The organism is Actinoplanes sp. OR16 (genome assembly GCF_004001265.1).
Taxonomy (GTDB): domain Bacteria; phylum Actinomycetota; class Actinomycetes; order Mycobacteriales; family Micromonosporaceae; genus Actinoplanes.
Genome location: NZ_AP019371.1, coordinates 1,677,833 through 1,696,474 on the forward strand (window position 1 = coordinate 1,677,833; position 18,642 = coordinate 1,696,474).

An 18,642-nucleotide genomic window follows, 5' to 3' on the forward strand; every position below is an offset into this window, starting at 1 on the left:
CAGGTCATCCGCGCCTCATGCGAACCGGCCCCCTCAGGCGGTGTGGTGGCGGCCGCCCGCCTCGTAGGCGCGGCCTCGCAGACCACCCCGCCGGCGGTACGAGACCGAGCCTCCGTTCGCCGCCACCGGCAGGTCGGACGGTTCCCGGTCCAGGCCCATGGCGGCACGGCGGACGGCTTCGCGCTGGGCGGCCAGGCGACGCTGAGCCTCGCGCCGGGCGGCCGCGCGCCGGGCCTGCTCGCGGCGGACCTCGGCCTGGCGGGCGGCCAGCCAGGCCGCCTCACGGGCCTGGATACGACGGCGGCGGCGGTCGGCGACGGCCCGGTTGCGCAGGTGGACCAGGTAGACGGCGAGCAGCGTGCCGGTCACCGCGAAGCTGATCCAGAAGCCGGGACCGACGGCGAGCACGCCGATCAGCTCGATGGCGTTGAGGAGCACCAGGGCGGCGAAGACACGGCGGCGGCGGACCACTGCCGGGGTGCCGCGCCGCTGGGCCGCACGACGCGGCGGGCGCTTGCCGGTGACGAGCCGCAGGCGACGCTCGGGAGGCGCAGGAGGATCACTCGATGGGGCGGGTACCGTAACCGTCACCTGGCGGGCGGGGTTGATCGGTCGGCGTCCGGGCACGGTGCGGCGACGGCGGTGGCGCTGCAGCACCCGCGCCGTCGACGACGCCCGCTCCGCGGCGAGCCGCTCGGTGGCGTCGTACCGGCGTACCAGCGCCGGGGCGAGGGCGAGCAGCCCGGCCGCGGCGAGGACGGCGAGGAGCACCGAGGTCGGCACCCTCACCCCTCCGTTCCGCCACGACTTTCGTCTGGAAATGATCTTGACAGACGCTGACGTCTGGAAGACACGATGTTTGCGAGGTTACGGGCGGTAGCCGTGATATTTCGCGCGCCGCGCCGACAGCAGTGACGACGGCAAGATCGGTTCAGCGTGCGCGAACGCGTTTCCAGCGGGACAGCAGACCGCCCTCGGCGACCACTTCCTCGCTGGTCATGGCATATCCGAGGTGGTCGCGCCAGCCGCCGTCGATGTGCATGTAGCGCTGGTGGTACGCCTCTTCGCGGAAACCCAGTTTCTCCACGACCCGGCGGCTCGGGCCGTTCTCCGGCCGGATGTTGACCTCTATCCGGTGCAGGCCACCCGGCCCGAAGGCGTGGTCGACGGCGAGCGCCAGCGCGGTCGGTATGACTCCGCGGCCGGCCACCCGGTGATCCACCCAGTAACCCGCGTACGCCGACGCGAACGCCCGCCGCACGATGTTCCCGAGGTTCACGTGCCCGACGAGCCGCTCCTTGCCGTTCTCGACGAGGCAGACCGCGAACGGCATGCTGTCGCCACGGCGGGCTGCCCGTTTCATGTCGCGGTAGACGTATCCGTACGCCCGCGGCGAGTTCATCTCGGACCAGGGGCCGGGCGGCGCCGACTCCCAGGGGGCGAGCCATTCCTGGTTGGCGACCCGCACCTCGGACCAGGCCCGGGCGTCACCCCGCTTGTACGGCCTCAGCAGCACCGGACCATCCGCCAGGACGGCTGGCCATCCAGGCGTGGCCCCGAGCATTCATCGCCTCCGGTCGAGCAGCAGCACGTCCACGGTCGAACCCGCCGCCGCCGTGGTGACCCTTTCCCCGAGGACGAGCAGACCGTTCGCCTCGGACAAACCGGAGAGAGTGTAAGGCCCACCGGCGAGTGGCTGCACCGTGTAACCGCCTCCGCGTCGCTCGGCGACGTGCGCCGGCCGGAATTCGCGCAGGCCACCCGGGGAGGAGACGGTCTCCAGCAGATGAGCCTTGACGCTGGGGCGGAACACCGGCTCGGCGCCGGCCAGCAGCTGGATCGCCGGCCAGGCCAGCACTTCGAAGCCGATCAGTGCGGCGCCCGGCTCACCGGGCAGGCAGACCACCGGCACCTCTTCGCCGCCGACCGTGCCGAAGCCGAGCGCGGTACCGGGGCAGAGAGCCACGTTGGTGAATTCGACAGAGCCGCGACCGGTCCCGGGACGTGACAGGACCCGGCGCAGCATGTCGCCGGGTCCGGTTCCGGTGCCGCCGGTGGTGATTATCAGGTCGGCCCGCAGCGTCTGGTCCTCCAGCAGGCCTCGGAGGCCTTCCGGGTCGTCGTCGCAGATTCCTATCCGGTACGCGAGAGCTCCCGCTTCAACGGCAGCGGCCGTCAGAGCATGCGAGTTGGCGTCGACGACCTGCCCCGGCTGACTCGGCCGGCCGACGTCGACCAGTTCGTCGCCGGTCGCCACCACGACCACCCGCGGACTGGGCCGGACCAGAACGTGCCCGATGCCGGAGGCGGCGAACGTGGCGACCATCGGCGGCGTCACGTACGTCCCGGCCCGCGCCAGCACCTGGCCGACCGCGATCTCCTCGCCGGCCCGCCGCACCCCGGACCCGCGCTTCGGCGCGTGCAGGATCTCCACGGCCGCCATGCCCTGATCGGTCCAGTGCACCGGCACCACGACGTCCGCCCCGATCGGCAGCGGCGCGCCGGCCGCCACCGAGAAGCAGGTGCCGGGGGTGAGACGGACCGGGCGCCAGCTGGCGGCGCCCAGATCACCCACGACGTTGAGCCGGACCGTGCGGCTCGTGCTGTCGAACTTGCCGACCGAGGGGTGCGACCCGATGCGCCCGGCGCCGGCCAGGTCTTCCCACCGGGCCGCGTACCCGTCGATCGCGGCCTGGTCGAACGCCGGGAACGGGTGCGGCGCGACCACGTCGGCCGCGAGCACGTTCCCGTGCGCCTGCGTGAGGTCGAGGTCGAGCGGAGGCAGCGCCCGCAACCTGCGCAGCACGCTGCCCAGGTATTCGGCGAGAGGCATCAGCTCGTTGGCGGCCGCCTCGGCATCGGCCGTAGCGGTCATCCCTTCTGACCACCGACGAACTCGGTGAGCCAGGCGCGGAACTCTTCACCGAGGTCGGGGCGCTGGACCGCGAGCTGGACGACGGCCTGCAGGTAGCCGAGCGGCATGCCGGTGTCGTAGCGGTGCCCGCGGTAGACGATGCCGTGCACCGGGGTGCCCTCGGCGAGCAGCGTGGCCATCGCGTCGGTCAGCTGGATCTCGCCACCGGCGCCCGGCTTGGTGTCCGCGATCGTCTCGAAGATCTTGCCGGGGAGGACGTAACGCCCGAGGACGGCGAGGTTGCTCGGCGCCTCTTCCGGCTTCGGCTTCTCGACGAGCCCGGTGACCTCGACGACGTCTTCACCGAGGTCGCTCTCGCGCACCGAGGCGATGCCGTAGCGGGAGGTCTCCGACGGCGGCACCTCCATGAACGCCAGGACGATGCCGCCGGTCTGCGCCTGCAGGTCGAGCATCGCGGGCAGGAGCGGCTTGTCCTCCTCCACGAACTCGTCGCCGAGCAGCACCGCGAACGCGTTGTCCGCGCCGACGTGCGAGGCGGCGGTGCCGACCGCGTGGCCGAGGCCGAGCGGCTCACCCTGGCGGACCGTGTAGATGTCGGCGAGCTCGCTGGTCCGGCGGACCGCCTCGAGCCGGGCCGTGTCGCCCTTGTCGGCGAGCCGCTGCTCCACGTCCGGGCGGCGATCGAAGTGGTCCACCATCGAGGTCTTGCCCCGGCCGGTGACGAGCAGGACGTCGGTGATGCCGGCCGCTGCCGCTTCCTCGACGATGTACTGCAGGACCGGGCGGTCGACCACCGGCAGCAGTTCCTTGGGCACGGCCTTGGTGGCCGGCAGGAACCGGGTGGCGAGGCCCGCCGCCGGGATCACTGCTTTAACCGCGCGCCGGCCTGTCCCCTGCGCGTTCGTCGTCATTGCGTCACCGCACCTTCGCTGGATCGTGCCCGGATATGCCGCGAGACTATCGGCCACGGACTTGCCGCGGCGGCTGTGGCCCACCGGTCGTGGCCGCTGCGGGATCGAATGATCCCCCTTCGGCCAGTCGGTACGTATCTCTACCCGCGTTCTTCGCGGCGTAAAGCGCTTCGTCCGCGGCGTCGAGAACCTCCTGGGCGGTGCTGCCGTGCTCCGGGAAGACCGCGATGCCGATCGAGACGGTGATCGAGATCCGGTCGGCTAGGTCGGGTCGACGTGGATCGATCGGCACCGGCCACTCACGGACCGCCGCACCGAGCCGTTCGGCCACGATCACACCACCGTACGCGTCGGTCTCCGGAAGCAGCACCACGAACTCCTCACCGCCCTGCCGGAACGCCACGTCCACCTCGCGCAGCCCGAGCCGGATCCGCCGGGCGAACTCCCCCAGCACCAGGTCACCGGCCGCGTGCCCGTACGTGTCGTTCACCTCCTTGAAGTGATCGAGGTCGAGGACCAGGACGGTGAGCATCCGCCCGAACCGGCTCGCCCGCTCCACTTCACGCCGCAGCACCTCGCGCAGGTAACGGTAGTTCCACAGGCCGGTGAGCGGGTCGGTCAGCGACAACCGCTGCGCCTCCTCGTGCACCCGCACGTTGTGCACGGCGATCCCGGCCTGCCCGGCGAACGTGCGCAGGGTCCGCAGATCGGTGTCCTCGAAAGCAGGACCGCCGAGCCGGTCGTAGAGGGCGAGGACACCGAGAGTCCCGGGCTCCGGCTCGCCGTCGGCGTCCGGGTCGGGCGGCGCGCAGATCGGCACGGCGAGATACGACTCACACGCGGGCTCGTCGGGCGCGCCGCCGCTCGTGCCCCGCAGCGGAGCGCCGGTGGACGCGACAGTGCCGAGCACTCCCCGCCCGGCGATCAGCCGGCGCTGCGCCAACTCGGCCGCGGTGACGTCCCACTCGCCGGTCAACCCGGCGCCGCAGCGGGCCGCGAGCCGGCCGTCCGGCTCGGCGAGCAGGATCAGCCCGGCCCGGGCACCGGTCGCGGTCATCGAGGTCCGCAGGATCACCGGGAGGATCCGGTCCAGGTCGTGGGTGCTGGACAGGGTGTCGCCGAGGATCGCGAGATGCCGCCGCAGCTGGTCCCGGCTCGCGGTCAGCGCCTGCACGTAGGACTGCAGCTCGCGCGTCATCCGGTTGAACGTGCCGGCGAGGCGTCCCAGCTCGTCCGGGCGCGGGATCGGCACCCGGGTGTTCAGGTCGCCGTTCGCCACCCGGTCGGCCGCCCAGGCGAGATCTCCCAGCGGGCGGGTGGTGGAACGGGCCAGCCAGCGCGCGGCCAGTATCGCCACCAGCGCGGTGACCAGCACGATCAGCGTGAGGACGGCGTACCGGAAAGTGGGGTCCGCGGAGGGAACGCTCAGCGTGAGCGGCAGCGGCTGGCCCGGCTCCGCGCTCAGATCGCGGCTCGCCGTGTCCCGCGGAGGCGTGGTCTCGCCGAGCGCCACCGTCACGCCGCCGGCCTCACCGATCCGGGCCAGCAGGGCGTCGTCCACGCGCTGGGCGGCCAGGACGGTCACGTCGGTGGCGTCGGCGTCGGCGGCCAGCGCGGTGACCGGCCCACCCGAGGGGCCGGCGCAGTTCTGCCAGCCGACGGGCCGGCCGCCCTGTTCCAGGACCTCTTCACGGCTGGTACCCCGCAGCGGGCGCGTCTGCTGATCAGGACCGGTCATGCGGATGGCTGTCGCGAGGCCCCGGGCGATCAGCTGGTCGGCCACCGCGGAACGCTCCGTAGCCGGTACGACGGCGACCGCGTCGGCAGCGGCTTGGAGTTGGCGACAGACAGCGCTCACGGCGGCACCCACGGTGACGGCGGCGTGATCGAGCCGGTCCGCGGTTCGCTCACGGCTCACAGCGCCGACGGTGAGGGCGACGAAGATGGACCCGAGTAGGACCGGACCGAGCACGACCACCAGGAACGCGCTGGTTAGCCGGCCACGTAGTGTCACACATCCTCCCGGGAGTGGCCCTCTTTTCCAGGCGATGCTGACATAGTGTGCGCCGTTTGCCGGTTTTCAAAAGGGGGTGTTGCATGTCGGATTTGGCCGCTGACGCGGAAAAATCACCACAAAACAAGATCGCGCTGCGCACACGTCTCCTCACAGCCCGTCGATCACTTTCGGACGAGTCGCTCGATTCAGCGGCAATCAAGATCCAAGATCAACTGCTTGAGCTGGTACGGGTGAGCAAACCGTCCACGATCGCGGCGTACGTGCCCGTCGGCGCCGAACCCGGTGGAGCCGGCCTGCCGGGTCTGCTCGCTGCGGCGTTGCCGGTCGGCGGGCGGTTGCTGCTGCCCGTGCTGCTGCCCGACGACGATCTCGACTGGGCCGCCTACGACGGGTCGCTCACGACCGCCTCGCGAGGGCTGCGGGAACCGGGCGGCCCGCGGCTCGGCCCCGGCGCGATCCGCACGGCGGACCTGATCCTGGTGCCGGCTCTCGCGGTCGGGCCGACCGGAGTGCGGATGGGCCGTGGCGGCGGGTCCTACGACCGCGTGCTGGCCCGGCTCGGCGATCCCGGGCCGTTCACGGTGGCGCTGCTGCACGACGGCGAGTTCGTCGCCGAGGTGCCCGCCGAGCCGCACGATCGGGCGGTCCGCGGTGTGATCACGCCCACTGACGGGCTGATCCGGTTGCCCTGAGCCGTTCAGCTTCATGCATGGCTACCCCTCAGACCCGGGGTGGAGTGGACGAATTGACCTCCGATGCCGCAACATTGGCACTCGGAGTTGGCGAGTGCCAGCAGCCGAACGATCCGGAGGAGCAAGTGCCTACGTACCAGTACGCCTGCACCGAATGCGGTGAGCAGCTCGAAGCCGTGCAGCGTTTCTCCGACCCCGCACTGACCGAGTGCCCGAACTGCCAGGGCAAGCTCCGCAAGGTGTTCAACTCGGTCGGCATCGTCTTCAAGGGCTCCGGGTTCTACCGCAACGACTCCCGCTCCGGGAACGTGAGCGCCGAGAAGTCCGGCGCCGGCTCGTCGACCCCGGCCCCGACGTCCGGCGACTCGTCGTCCTCGTCGTCCACCACGAGCACCCCGGCGGCCTCGACGTCGTCGTCATCCTCGTCGTCTTCGACCTCGTCCTCTTCTTCGTCGACGTCGTCCTCGACGGCCAAGGCGAGCACCGCTTCCTGACGCCGCGGACATCGAGCGCGCCGGACCGTCTCGGTCCGGCGCGCTTTTTTGCTGCCGCCCGCTTCTTCCTGCCGTTCGCGCTTCTTCTTGCCGTTCGCGCTTCTTCCTGTCGCCCGCGCTTCTTCCCGTCGGTCGCGCTTCTTCCTGTCGCCCGCGCTTCTTCCCGTCGGTCGCGCTTCTTCCTGTCGTTCGCATAGCAAGGTCACCTGCGATTCCGCCGGTCATCCACATTCCGGCGTCATCCACAGCCTTGCCGCCACTCGCCGCCGAACCGGCCTAGCTTTGCCCGCGCACCAGCGGCGCAGGGCGAGAGGAGGTTCGGATGGCGCGCAGGACCGCGAGCCGGCACGACCGCGCCGAGCGACGCCGCGAACGTCTCGACCCGATCCGCTGGGGCCGCCCCGGGCGTGGCTCCCTGGTCCGCATGATCGTGGCGGCGGTGCTGTTGCTCACATCAGCGGCCGCGCTGTGGTACCAACCGGCAGCCCGCACCCCGGCCGCCCCCGGCCCGGCGTCACCCGCCGCACCGGCACCGAGCGGGCCCGTGGCCGAGCCGGACGCGGCCGGCATTCCACCGGGAAAGGTCGGCGTTCCCGTGCGGCTCGCCGACCCCACCGCCCTGACCCTGGTCCGCCCGGGTCAGCGGGTCGACCTGCTCCGCCCCGGCGACCGCGGCACGCCGGTGGCCAGCGCCGCGCTGGTGCTGGAGGTGACCGGCGCCGGCGATCCGGCGGCAGGCGGCCTGCTGCTGGCACTGAGCCCGGAAGAGGCCGAACTGGCAGTGGCCATCTCGGACCAGGGTTTCGCCATCCTGATCCGCCCGGGCTGACGCGCCGTCAGCCCCAGTGGGGCGGGCGGTCCTCGTAGAGGCGGTCGTCGTTCGAATAGCTTCGCTCGCCCCAGCCTCGCTCGGTGTCGTCACGAGTCTGGTCGGGGAGAACGGCGGCCTCTTCGGACTCGAAGTCGACCTCACGCTCGGCGTCGCTGTCCCGCTCGGGGCCATCCAGGATGTCCACGTCCATAGGGTAAGCCGACGGCGGCAGGGCCGTCGTCCCCCTCCGGCTGTACCGTCGGTGAACGTGACATCCCCCACCAGTGACTCGGACGACGCGTACTGGCAGCGGCCCGACCCCGCCGCGGATTCGCTCGGCCGCCCGGACCCGGCCGAGGAGGCCGGTCAGGGCGGGCGGTCCGGCGTACAAGAACCGGTTTATGCGGGTCCGCCTCGAACCGATCCGCCTTCTCCCGGCTGGCGGCCGCCGACGATCGCGCATCCGCCGCCGCCGCGTTCCATGCCCGGGCAGGACATCGACGCGCTCGACGAGGCCGAGGGTTCGGCGCGGACGGTGACCTACGGCGTGGGGCTCGTCGCCGGCGCGGTCGGGATCATCCTGGTCTGCCTGCTCTGCGCCCGGGTGTTCTTCTGACGCCGCCCGTGTTCTGGCACCGCTCTTCTTCTGGCGCCGCACCGGGTCTCGTGAGCTCGTTCCGCCGCCGGCAGCGCGGACTCACGAGACCCGGCGAACGTCAGTAGGTGCCCCAGACCGCTGTCGCGCCGGAGTCGCCGGTCTCGAAGATGTAGTAACCGGTCAGCGCGGCGAGCACCACGATCACCACGGCGAACGCGATGTCGGCGACCTTCGGCAGCGAGGCGCCGGACCGGGCGGTGAGGAACACCAGGACGAGGGTGACCACGCCGAGGGCGATGGACAGCCACATCGTGATCGTGCCGTAGTTCATGTGATCGTCCAGGATCACCTTGCCCGGCCCGGACATGCCCTGGCTCAGTAGCCGGTTGTACAGCTCGGTTCCGGACAGCTTCGACACCGTCGCGGAGATCGGCGCGACGATCGCCAACAGCGCGACAGCCCAGCCGATCTTGGATCGCCACGGCTTGACCAGGGCATAGACGATGCTGCCGAGGGCGAGCAGCGGCACGAAGATGACCGCGGCGTGGAGCACGAGGATATGTACCGGTAAACCGTTGACCTGGTCGAACACCATTCCTCCTCGATCCGGTCCCGGTTCGGGACTATGAATTGCATGACGCCGCAAACATTCTCACGACTGCCCGCCACCGCGCAGGTCAGGATCGGACGCCCGGCCGCGGCGGTGCCCACCAGTGTGACGACGATCCGGGTTGGTGAACGTTCTCCGGCATGTTGTTATGGATCAGTGTCGAACGGTGAAGAATTGTTGCGCTCGCATGGCCTCCGTGTGACACGTCCCCGTCTCGCCGTGCTCGACGTCCTGACCGCCGGCGGCCACCTCGAGGTCGACGACATCGCCGGCCAGGTGCGCACCAAGCTGGATTCGGTCTCCACGCAGGCGATCTACGACGTCCTGGGCGCGCTCTCCCGGGCCGGGCTGGCCCGTCGGATCGAGCCGGCCGGCAGTCCCGCGAAGTACGAGGCCAGGGTCGGCGACAACCACCACCACATCGTCTGCCGGGGCTGCGGTGCGATCGCCGACGTCGACTGCGCGACCGGCGAGCCCCCGTGCCTCACGCCCCGCGACAGCCACGGTTTCCAGCTGGACGAAGCCGAGGTCACCTTCTGGGGCCTCTGCCCCGCCTGCCAGGCCCGCCGGGCTCTTGAGCAGCACTGACCTCCGGAGCAGCAATGACCTCCCGAGCAGCACTGCCAGGGAACACTCAGCTCGTTTGACTGAGCGGGAACGATCGGCGCGTGGCAGGCTGGTGTCATGGCCGGAGACGTCGGGCTGTTCGGCCCCGATTCCATCACCTGGCGGCTGCACAGCGAGCCGATCCTGCTGCTCGGCGGGCTGAGGTCGCTCTACCTCCAGGCGCTGCACCCGCGTGCCGTCGCCGGCGTCTCACAGAACTCCGGCTACCGCGCCGACCCGTGGGGCCGTCTGGTCCGCACGTCGAACTACGTGGGCACCGTCGTCTTCGGCAGCACCGCCGAGGTGACCGAGGCCGCCGCCCGGCTGCGCAAGCTGCACTCCCGCATGGTCGCGACGGACCCCCGCACCGGCGAGCAGTTCCGCATCGACGAGCCCGGCCTGCTGCGCTGGGTCCACGTCGCGGAGGTCGAGTCGTTCCTGAGCACGGCCCTGATGGCCGGAGTCCGTCTGACCGACGACGAGATCGACGGCTACTACACCGAGCAGCTCCGAGCCGCCGAGCTGGTCGGCCTCGACCCCACGACTGTTCCGTCCACCGCAGCCGAGGTGGAGGCCTATTACGCGGCGATGCGCCCCGAGCTGACCCTGACCCGGGACAGTGCCGAGACAGCCCTCTTCCTGACGGTGCCGCCGGTGCCCTCTTCATGGGGCAGCCCGGCCCTGCGACTGGGCCTCACCCTGGGCCCGCCACGCTGGGCCTACCTGGGCGTGGCCAGCACAGCGATAGGCCTGCTACCCCCGTGGGCCCGCAAACTCTACGGCGCTCCCGGCTGGCCCACCACCGACCTGGCGGCCCGCCTCTCAGCCCGTGGCCTGCGAGCGCTGATAGCCACAGTGCTGAAATCCCTACCCGAACACCACCGTGTCCCCCCACTGCGCCGGCAAGCCCTGGCAAGAGCAGGCCTGTCCTGACAGAGACGACCACGGGCGAACCCGTACCAGAAAGGAGAAACCCAAACCGCAACCAACCCAGCCAGCCGGCCGACCCAAGGTCAAAGGCCGAAGGCGACCACCAAGCCCAGCGACCCGCCACGCCGAGCCCAAAGGGATCGCACCGCAGGAGCCCCACCGTGCCCACACCGCAGGAGCCCCGCCGTGCCCAGCCCAAGGGCGATCGCAGCGCAAGAGAGCCGCCCAGCTCAACCCACAGGCGACCGCAGCGCAAGAGAGCCGCCCAGCTCAGCCCACAGGCTCAGCCCTCGCCCAGCGTCTTGCCACCCACACCCCGGCCTAACCCACGCCAACCTCACCGCTCAACAGCAGCCCAAGGCTCCTTCCCGACAACCCCTGCCGGACACACCTTCCGGAAATCGCACCACCCGCACAACGACCCCGGATTCACCGGGAACTCCTCGTCCGGATCGCCGCCGTCGGCCACTGCTTTCTCCGCGGCCATGATGTCCTTCGCCGTCTCCTCGGCTCGGCGCACGTGTCGTTCGAGAGACTCGGCCGTGTGCTCGTGTGACGCGACGGTGCCGGTCGGCAGGTGGTGGAGCTCGACGCGGCGGCAGGGGCGGCGGAAGACCCGCTCGGCCGCGTAGGCGTAGAGCGCCAGCGCCATCGAGCCCCGCGCGTCGTCGGCGTCGAGGCCGGAGCGGCCGGTCTTGTAGTCGACGATCACTGCTTCGCCGCCGTCGGCGTCGATGCGGTCGGCGCGGCCGTTCAGCGCGAGCACCGACGTCTTCGTGGCGACCACCCGCTCGACGCCCAGCGGCTCGTCGGCCGGGTCGAGGGTGGCCACATAGCTCTCCAGCCAGTCGAGCGCCCGCTGGTAGGTCGCCCGCTCCTGGTCGACGTCGCGGTAACCCTCGCGCACCCACGTCGCCTTCAGCAGGGTGGGCAGCGCACCCGGCGCGCGGCGCTCGGCCGGAAGTGCATACCAGTTCTTCAGGGCGGTGTGGACGCTCGCACCGAGCGAGTTGTGCGCCCACGGCGGGCCCTTGGGCGGGGTGGGGCGATCGACATATGAATATCGATAGCGGCGGGGGCAGTCGACGTAGGCCCCGAGCTTGCTCGGCGTGCAGACGAAGAGCCGCTCCGGCATGCCCGCGAAGCCGAGCTGCTCGGGGACCAGCGAGCGAGAACCGGTGGCGCGCGATCTGGTGGGGGACACACGGCAATCCTGCCAGCACCCCCCGACAAGAATCGAACGCGAGAGGTCAGAGCTGGCCGCTGTAACCCTTCACGAAGGCGAAGACGGCGTCCGCAATGAGCTGCACCGCGATCGCCGCGAGGAGCAGGCCGGCGATCCGGGTGAGCACCTCGATGCCGGCCGGGCGGAGCAGCTTCACGATGACGCCGGAGAAGCGCAGCACCAGCCAGACGGTGAACATGACGGCGAGGATCGCGGCGGCCAGGATCAGATGCTCGTCGAACGACTGTGCCCGCTGGACGAACAGCATCGTCGCGACGATCGCGCCGGGGCCGGCGAGCAGCGGCGTGCCGATCGGTACGAGGGCCACGTTGCTGGTGCCGACCTGGTCGGTGGGCTCGTCGGTCTTGCCGGTGAGCAGTTGCAACGCCACCAGGACGAGCAGCAGGCCACCGGCGGCCTGCAGGGCAGGCAGCTGGACGTGCAGGTAGTCGAGGAGGGTCTGGCCGGCGATGGCGAACCCGACGATCACGCCGAGGGCGAGCAGCACGGCCTGCGTCCCCGCCCGGTTGCGGGCCTTCGCCGGCATGCTGCCGGTGAGAGCGAGGAAGACCGGGACCATGCCGGGAGGATCGACGATCACCAGCAGAGTCACGAAGAACTCGCCGAACAGCTTGACATTCACCCGAACAAGGTAGGTCTCGGGCGATCTTTCCGCAGGCCGCTGGGGCGAGCGTCACCCCAGGACGGGGACTCCGGTCGCCGCGGAGACGATCTTCTCGTACATCTCGGGCGCTGTCGTGTGGGCGCCCAGTTCGACCGTCTTGTGCGTGCCGTGGAAATCGGACGAGCCGGTCACCGCCAGGCCGAGCCGCTCGGCCAGCTCCCGGACGTGTCTCCGCTCGGCGGGCGTGTGGTCCTCATGGTCCGCTTCCAGGCCGAACAGTCCGGACTCGGCCAGCGCCACGATCAGCCGGTCCGGGACGACGCGTCCGCGCACTGTTGCACGAGGATGGGCGAAGACGGTCACTCCCCCGGCATCACGCACCGATCGGACCGCTTCGAAGACATCAAGATCCGATTTCGGTACGAAATACCGCGCGCCCAGCCAGGCCGACGCGAACGCCTCGGTCGTGGTGCCGACCAGGCCCGCCCGGATCAGCGCCTGGGCGATGTGCGGCCGGCCCACCGAGCCGCCCGCCGCGTATTCCTGGACCTCCGCCCAGGTGATCGGCACGCCGTCCGCCCGCAGCTTCTCCACGATCTTCTCGGCCCGCTGCTCCCGGTCGCCGCGCAGCCGGGCCAATTCTGCGGCGAGCAGCGGCTCGCCCGGGTCGAAGAGGTAGGCGAGCAGGTGCAGCGCGATGCCCTGGCTCCCCTCGCCCCACCAGCAGGAGAGCTCGGCGCCGCGGACCAGGGTGAGGCCGGCGGGACGGGCTGCGGCCGCCTGCTCCCAGCCACCGGTCGTGTCGTGGTCGGTGATCGCCAGGACGTCCAGGCCGGCGTCGGCGCCGGCCCGGACCAGGGCGGCCGGGGTCAGCGTGCCGTCGCTCGCCGTCGAATGGCAGTGGAGGTCGATTCTGCTCACGTCAGTCGGCGTCGTCGTCCTCTTTGCCCAGCCGCGCTTCCACGGCCTGGGGCTCGTACATCTCCTCGACGACCCGCAGGTAGAGCTCGTTCGGGTTGGGCAGGTACTTGACCTCGCGGAGCGCCTGATCCTGACCGGCCGACTCGAGCACGAACGTGCCGTAACTCAGCATCCGGCCGAGGGCGGACTGCTCGTACTTCATGTCGGTCACCCGGAGGAGGGGCATCATGGCCACCTTCCGGGTGACGATGCCGTTGACCACCATCACGCGCTTGTTCGTGAGGATGAACCTGTCGAAGTACCAGTCGAAGACGCGCCAGGCGACCCAGCTGATCACGCCGAGCCAGACCAGCACGGCGACGGTGACCATGCCGTTGATGTTCTGTCGCGTGAGGAACCCCGCGAGGTAACCGAGGATGAGAGTGGCGCCCGCACCGATCGAGATCGGCGTCGTCAGGCTGATCCAGTGCCTTTTCCACTCGCCGCGGTACCGCTCGGTGGGGAAGAGGTAGCGGGCCACCAATGTGGTCGGCTCGTCCTCCAGCGGGAGGAACCGGCGCGGGCCGCCGCCACGGTCGAGTCCTTCCAGTTCCTCCTCGGTGAAGGAGGGCGGCTGGTACTCGTCGGGATCCTCATAGAACTCGTCGGCTCGCCGCTGGCCGCGTGCGTACGTCGCGGTGTCGTCGAACGCCGGGTCGTCATACCCGTAGTTCTCGTCGTCCTCCCGAGGGCGCCGGGCACCCTCACCTCGCTGCTCGCGCGGCTCGCCAGGATCCATGTAGAGATGCTATGCGACGAGGTCGGTGAAGAAGGTGCCGAAGCCTCGTGCGATGTCGGCGATCGTGCCTCCGAGTGACTCGAAGACCGCCGCAGCGGATCTCGGGTTGAAGGCGATGAAGAAGATCAAGAATGCAATACCAAGCCAGGTGAGGACCTTCTTGATCATGGCGGGCCTTCTCCTCCGGTGCGGGTTACATTCAGCTCCGCGGCGATACTGACGGTATCAGCTTCGTCGCTTCGTGTGAACAAAGTGTCCAGAAAGCCGATTGTCAACACCACTGGTCACACCCGAGAGAGTTAGGCACGACCATGCAGGTAAGGCGTCGGCGCTCCGAACAGCAACTCGGGCGGCACCCCCTCGGAGAGGTCGTGCAGAACGACGTGCTCCGCGAGTAGATAGCCCGCGCTTGCCGGCCACGCTACCGCATAGAGCCACATTCCTTTGGCCTCACTCACGTAAGCACTTCGATCTTCAGGTGACTTTACACACCACAGTGGAGTCGGGTGCCCGGCCGCCTTGATCTTCGCGTGTGGACCGGTGTGCTCGGACAACGCCTCGGAGAGCAGATGACCAGGATCGAGGCCGGGTATGCCCGCGAAGCGAGTACCCAGGCCGACGCCGGGTTGCTCGGCCACCAGGACGAGGTCGGCCGGGCCACCCCCGAGTGGTTCGGGACCACTGCAGGCGAGCACTGTCGCTCGTACGCCGAAACGCTCGTCTCCCGACCAGCCGACGCCGGTGACCATCCACCCGGACGGCAGCGGCCAGGGACACCAGAGTGGTATCCGCTCCGCGCTCGATGCCGACTCCCGCAGCACCGCCCCGACGATCTCGGCACTGATGTGTTCGGCGACGTGGAACGGCGGAACGTCACCACAGTTGTCGCAGCGCCAGGTGCTGTGCATCAGGTCCGGCTTCCGAACCTGAGCAGCACACCTGGGGCAACTCACCGTGACACCCACACTCCATACCGTGCGGGTCGGGCGGTTCCCCGTCAAGCGAATCGGGCCTTTTGGTGCCGCTCAAGCGGGCGGCGGACCCGCGTGCGCCCTGATCCAGGCGTGCATCGCGATACCGCTCGCCACCCCCGCGTTGATCGACCGCGTCGAGCCGTACTGGGCGATCGAGAACAACTCGTCGCAGGCCGCACGGGCCGGATCGGAGAGCCCGGGCCCCTCCTGGCCGAAGAGCAGCACGCACTTGCGCGGCAGCGTGGTGGTCTCCATCGGACGCGAGCCCGGCAGATTGTCGATGCCGACCACCGGAATGCCGGAATCGGCGGCCCAGGTCACGAAGTCATCGATCGTGGGGTGGTGCCGAACGTGTTGATAACGGTCAGTGACCATGGCGCCCCGGCGGTTCCATCGGCGCCGGCCCACGATGTGCACCTCGGCGGCGAGGAACGCGTTGGCGTTGCGGACCACCGTGCCGATGTTGAAGTCGTGCTGCCAGTTCTCGATCGCGACGTGGAAGTCGTGCCGGCGCGCGTCCAGATCGGCGATCACGGCTTCCCGGGTCCAGTACCGGTACCGGTCCACGACGTTGCGGCGATCGCCCTGTTCGAGCAGCTCGGGATCGTATCGCTCGCCGGACGGCCACTCGCCGGGCCACGGGCCGACGCCCACCTCGATCAAATGGTCCTCGCCCGTGGTCATGGGGCGATAGGCTACTTCGGCTGCCGGGAACGATCACCGGCAGGAGACGCAATGAGCGGCGGGGCCCTCCCCGGCACCCGCCGCCCACGCTCTGTTGAAAAAAGAGTTTGCCTTACGGTCCGTATCCATGTGAAGGACTTTCAGATGTGAGGCAGCTCACATTTAAGTTTGTTTCCTATTAATTCAGCGCCGCGGGCGCGCTCCCATAGCCGCCGCACAGGCAGGACAAACACTCTTTGTCGACCCATCCAGTACGGAGCGGGCATGTTGCTCGTGTCACCAATCGGACACCGAGCGCCTACATTCAGTTACGATGAGTTGCCCAGCTTGAGTGCTGCACGCCACGTGTACCGCCACTCGGAGCGGGAATGAGAGTTGGGTACCAGAGGTTTCACCGGACGAAAGCGATTCCCGCAGACGGAGGCATCATGGCGACGGTTGCGCTCACCGCAGCGAACTTCGACGAGGTCACCGGCAAGGACGGCATCGTCCTGGTCGACTTCTGGGCCAGCTGGTGCGGGCCCTGCGTCCGCTTCGCACCGACCTACGAGCGTTCCTCGGAGAAGCACCCGGACATCACGTTCGGCAAGGTCGACACCGAGGCCGAGCAGGCTCTGGCCGCGAAGTTCGACATCCGCTCCATCCCGACGATCATGGCCGTTCGCGACGGCATCGTGGTTTTCGCCCAGCCGGGCGCACTCCCCGAGTCCGCGCTGGAGAGCCTGATCGAGAAGGTCGAGCAGCTGAACATGGACGAGGTGCGTGAGCAGATCTCCGCTCACCGCAAGGGCGCGCACGGCGACTCCGCCAAGGCGGAGGAGACCGCGGCAGCCGGTCGTAGCTGACCCAGCGATTCGAGACCCGCGGACCGGTTCGGTCCGCGGGTTTTTTCTGTCCGCCCGATGCCGCTCATCCGCTCGAGCAAGGTCATGGACACGGCGTCGTACATGTGTTCGAATACCTGCCATGCGATGGTCCAACCTGTCCGCGACCCCGCTCCCGACCGGGCTCTTCGAGCCCGAGGCGGCAGTCGTGCGAACCTTCGACACCCCGGGGTTCGCCGGGATGACGTTCTACGAGGTACGGGCGAAATCGCTGATCAACCGGGTGCCCGGGCAGTCCCGGGTGCCGTTCGAGTGGACGATCAACCCTTATCGCGGTTGCTCGCACGCCTGCACGTACTGCCTGGCCGGCGACACGCCGATCCTGCTCGCCGACGGCTCCACCCGTCCCCTCGCCGAGATCCGCCCCGGCGACGCCGTGATGGGCACGATGGGCGCCGGCCCGCACCGGAGGTACGTGCCGACCACGGTCCTCGACCACTGGTCCACCAGCAAGCCCGCGTTCCGGGTGACGCTCTCCGACGGCACCCGGCTGGTCGCCAGCGGCGATCACCGGTTCCTCACCGACCGCGGCTGGCGGCACGTCAGCCCCACCGAGGCGCACCTCCCCGCGCTCGCGGTCGGCGACCTGATGTTCGGCGTCGGCCGGTTCGCCGAGCAGCCCAAGGAGTCCCCCGACTACCGGACCGGTTTCCTCTGCGGCCTGGTCCGCGGGGACGCCTCCGGAGGCGGCACGGCCCGCGAGGGCGACGCCTGGGTCCGCGCCGACGGCTACCTCGACGACATCCCGCTCACCGAGGCGCTGCGCTGGCCGGAGCTGCCCACCGGCGACTGGTTCCGCGGGTTCCTGGCCGGGGCGTTCGGCGCGGTCGGGCACACCGAGCGGCTCGCCGTCGTCTTCAGCAGCGACGACCCGGTCTACCTCGACCGGATCACCGACGCCCTGTCCCACCTCGGCCTCGCCACCCGCCGCCCGGTCCGTGCCGGTCGCGGTCCCGCCGCCCCGTCGGGTCTCGCCGGACTTCAGCGGGTGGAGACCGAGCGGCATCTGGAGGCCGCGCTGCGCTTCCGGCACATCACCGGCGTCTCCTCGGCGCCGCTCGACGCGTCCGGGGTCGGGGTGCGGGCGAACCGTCGGCTCGCCGTCGCCGACATCGAAGACCTCGGCCTCACCCTGCCGCTCTTCGACATCTCCACCGGCACCGGCGACTTCATCGCCGACGGCGTGGTCAGCCACAACTGCTTCGCCCGCAACACCCACAAGTACCTGGACCTCGACGCCGGACACGACTTCGACTCCAAGGTCGTGGTGAAGGTGAACGCCGGCGCCCTGATCCGCCGCGAGCTCGCCGACCCGCGCTGGTCCGGCGCGCCGATCGCGATGGGCACCAACGTCGACGTCTACCAGCGCGCCGAGGGCCGCTACCAGCTGATGCCGGAGATCCTCGCGGCGCTGCGCGACCACGCCAACCCGTTCTCCATCCTCACCAAGGGCACGCTGATCCTGCGCGACCTCGACCTGCTCCGGCAGGCCGCCGAGGTGACGAGTGTCGGCCTGGCGTTCTCCGTCGGCTTCGTCGACGAACAGGTCTGGCGCTCCGCCGAGCCCGGCACGCCCAGTCCGCGCCGCCGCCTCGACGCGGTCCGCCGCCTGACCGACGCGGGCTTCTCCGTCGGCGTCCTGATGGCCCCGATCCTGCCCGGCCTCACCGACACCGAAGACGCCCTCGACGCCACTGTCGCGGCCATCGCGGCGGCCGGCGCCACCAGCGTGACCCCGCTCCCGCTGCATCTGCGCCCCGGCGCCCGGGAGTGGTACGCGTCCTGGATCGCCCGGGAACACCCTCACCTGCTGCCGCGCTACCGCGAACTCTTCGGCAAGGGCTCCTACTCGCCGAAGACCTATCAAGACGAGATCACAGCGAGGGTACGCATGGCAGCCCGCCGTCACGGGCTGCGCCGTTCGGACGCGACCGAGGCCCGGAGTGTGGAGCCGGCTTCGTCGTCCCGCGGCCGCGGCCAGGCAGACCAGTTGACGTTGCTGTGATC

22 protein-coding genes are annotated in these 18,642 nt (G+C 70.1%); 8 read left to right on the forward strand and 14 right to left on the reverse strand.

The window, feature by feature from the left end; all coding sequences use genetic code 11:
* Nucleotides 1-33: 33 nt before the first annotated feature.
* The 5 genes from EP757_RS07685 to EP757_RS07705 form a co-directional block, all read right to left on the reverse strand.
* The gene (locus tag EP757_RS07685; protein ID WP_174262357.1) at nt 34-789 is read right to left on the reverse strand and encodes a hypothetical protein; all 756 of its coding nucleotides are present in this window, start codon (nt 787-789) and stop codon (nt 34-36) included.
* 142 nt (nt 790-931) lie between these two features.
* Nucleotides 932-1,564 (reverse strand): GNAT family N-acetyltransferase, encoded by a 633-nt coding sequence (locus tag EP757_RS07690; RefSeq protein WP_127543502.1) that lies wholly within the window; start codon nt 1,562-1,564, stop codon nt 932-934.
* Nucleotides 1,565-2,875: a gephyrin-like molybdotransferase Glp gene (gene glp / locus EP757_RS07695; protein WP_127543503.1), complete on the reverse strand. Its 1,311-nt coding sequence runs from the start codon at nt 2,873-2,875 to the stop codon at nt 1,565-1,567.
* Complete coding sequence (locus EP757_RS07700) at nt 2,872-3,786, reverse strand: UTP--glucose-1-phosphate uridylyltransferase (RefSeq protein WP_127543504.1); 915 nt, start codon at nt 3,784-3,786, stop codon at nt 2,872-2,874. Before EP757_RS07700 ends, glp begins: the two co-directional genes overlap by 4 nt.
* A 46-nt stretch (nt 3,787-3,832) precedes the next feature.
* A complete protein-coding gene (locus EP757_RS07705; protein WP_127543505.1) occupies nt 3,833-5,800 on the reverse strand; it encodes a diguanylate cyclase in 1,968 nt (655 codons plus the stop codon).
* Nucleotides 5,801-5,883: 83 nt separating this feature from the next.
* Here EP757_RS07705 and EP757_RS07710 point away from each other — a divergent pair, with 83 nt between their 5' ends.
* From EP757_RS07710 to EP757_RS07720, 3 genes are all read left to right on the forward strand, one after another.
* Nucleotides 5,884-6,495, forward strand: coding sequence for a 5-formyltetrahydrofolate cyclo-ligase (locus tag EP757_RS07710; protein ID WP_127543506.1), 612 nt, complete (start codon nt 5,884-5,886; stop codon nt 6,493-6,495).
* A 125-nt stretch (nt 6,496-6,620) separates the two neighbouring features.
* Entirely contained in the window at nt 6,621-6,989 is a 369-nt protein-coding gene (locus EP757_RS07715) for an FmdB family zinc ribbon protein (RefSeq protein WP_127543507.1), read from the forward strand.
* 322 nt (nt 6,990-7,311) lie between these two features.
* Complete coding sequence (locus EP757_RS07720) at nt 7,312-7,818, forward strand: hypothetical protein (RefSeq protein ID WP_127543508.1); 507 nt, start codon at nt 7,312-7,314, stop codon at nt 7,816-7,818.
* A gap of 7 nt (nt 7,819-7,825) precedes the next feature.
* Here EP757_RS07720 and EP757_RS07725 read toward each other — a convergent pair whose 3' ends face one another.
* Nucleotides 7,826-8,005: a hypothetical protein gene (locus EP757_RS07725; protein WP_014447640.1), complete on the reverse strand. Its 180-nt coding sequence runs from the start codon at nt 8,003-8,005 to the stop codon at nt 7,826-7,828.
* A 63-nt stretch (nt 8,006-8,068) separates the two neighbouring features.
* Between EP757_RS07725 and EP757_RS07730 the strand changes: the two genes are divergently transcribed.
* Nucleotides 8,069-8,416 carry a translation initiation factor 2 gene (locus tag EP757_RS07730; RefSeq protein WP_370457782.1) on the forward strand — a complete coding sequence of 116 codons (348 nt, stop codon included), beginning with the start codon at nt 8,069-8,071 and terminating at the stop codon, nt 8,414-8,416.
* A gap of 100 nt (nt 8,417-8,516) precedes the next feature.
* Here the strand turns inward: EP757_RS07730 and EP757_RS07735 are convergent, their stop codons facing one another.
* The gene (locus EP757_RS07735) at nt 8,517-8,993 is read right to left on the reverse strand and encodes a DUF2231 domain-containing protein (RefSeq protein WP_127543511.1); all 477 of its coding nucleotides are present in this window, start codon (nt 8,991-8,993) and stop codon (nt 8,517-8,519) included.
* Nucleotides 8,994-9,164: 171 nt separating this feature from the next.
* Here EP757_RS07735 and EP757_RS07740 point away from each other — a divergent pair, with 171 nt between their 5' ends.
* Nucleotides 9,165-9,596, forward strand: coding sequence for a Fur family transcriptional regulator (locus tag EP757_RS07740; RefSeq protein ID WP_127543512.1), 432 nt, complete (start codon nt 9,165-9,167; stop codon nt 9,594-9,596).
* Between the two features lie 96 nt (nt 9,597-9,692).
* Complete coding sequence (locus EP757_RS07745; RefSeq protein WP_127543513.1) at nt 9,693-10,547, forward strand: oxygenase MpaB family protein; 855 nt, start codon at nt 9,693-9,695, stop codon at nt 10,545-10,547.
* 334 nt (nt 10,548-10,881) lie between these two features.
* On the opposite strand, the gene EP757_RS07750 is transcribed toward EP757_RS07745, so the two are convergent.
* The 7 genes from EP757_RS07750 to EP757_RS07775 form a co-directional block, all read right to left on the reverse strand.
* Nucleotides 10,882-11,679, reverse strand: a complete 798-nt coding sequence (locus tag EP757_RS07750; protein ID WP_127554130.1) for a PD-(D/E)XK nuclease family protein — start codon at nt 11,677-11,679, stop codon at nt 10,882-10,884.
* A 115-nt stretch (nt 11,680-11,794) separates the two neighbouring features.
* Complete coding sequence (locus tag EP757_RS07755; RefSeq protein ID WP_127543514.1) at nt 11,795-12,412, reverse strand: MarC family protein; 618 nt, start codon at nt 12,410-12,412, stop codon at nt 11,795-11,797.
* Nucleotides 12,413-12,463: 51 nt separating this feature from the next.
* Entirely contained in the window at nt 12,464-13,315 is an 852-nt protein-coding gene (locus EP757_RS07760) for a PHP domain-containing protein (RefSeq protein WP_127543515.1), read from the reverse strand.
* 1 nt (nt 13,316) lies between these two features.
* Nucleotides 13,317-14,093: a PH domain-containing protein gene (locus EP757_RS07765; protein WP_127543516.1), complete on the reverse strand. Its 777-nt coding sequence runs from the start codon at nt 14,091-14,093 to the stop codon at nt 13,317-13,319.
* Between the two features lie 9 nt (nt 14,094-14,102).
* Complete coding sequence (locus EP757_RS43220) at nt 14,103-14,261, reverse strand: hypothetical protein (protein ID WP_014447648.1); 159 nt, start codon at nt 14,259-14,261, stop codon at nt 14,103-14,105.
* Nucleotides 14,262-14,392: 131 nt separating this feature from the next.
* Nucleotides 14,393-15,058, reverse strand: a complete 666-nt coding sequence (locus tag EP757_RS07770) for a DUF6758 family protein (RefSeq protein ID WP_370457783.1) — start codon at nt 15,056-15,058, stop codon at nt 14,393-14,395.
* Nucleotides 15,059-15,118: 60 nt separating this feature from the next.
* Nucleotides 15,119-15,751 (reverse strand): RNA methyltransferase, encoded by a 633-nt coding sequence (locus tag EP757_RS07775; RefSeq protein ID WP_127543518.1) that lies wholly within the window; start codon nt 15,749-15,751, stop codon nt 15,119-15,121.
* Nucleotides 15,752-16,179: 428 nt separating this feature from the next.
* Between EP757_RS07775 and trxA the strand changes: the two genes are divergently transcribed.
* Both trxA and EP757_RS07785 read left to right on the forward strand, forming a co-directional pair.
* Nucleotides 16,180-16,596, forward strand: coding sequence for a thioredoxin (gene trxA, locus EP757_RS07780; protein ID WP_127543519.1), 417 nt, complete (start codon nt 16,180-16,182; stop codon nt 16,594-16,596).
* A 121-nt stretch (nt 16,597-16,717) separates the two neighbouring features.
* Nucleotides 16,718-18,640, forward strand: a complete 1,923-nt coding sequence (locus EP757_RS07785; RefSeq protein WP_174262358.1) for an intein-containing Rv2578c family radical SAM protein — start codon at nt 16,718-16,720, stop codon at nt 18,638-18,640.
* Nucleotides 18,641-18,642: the final 2 nt, after the last annotated feature.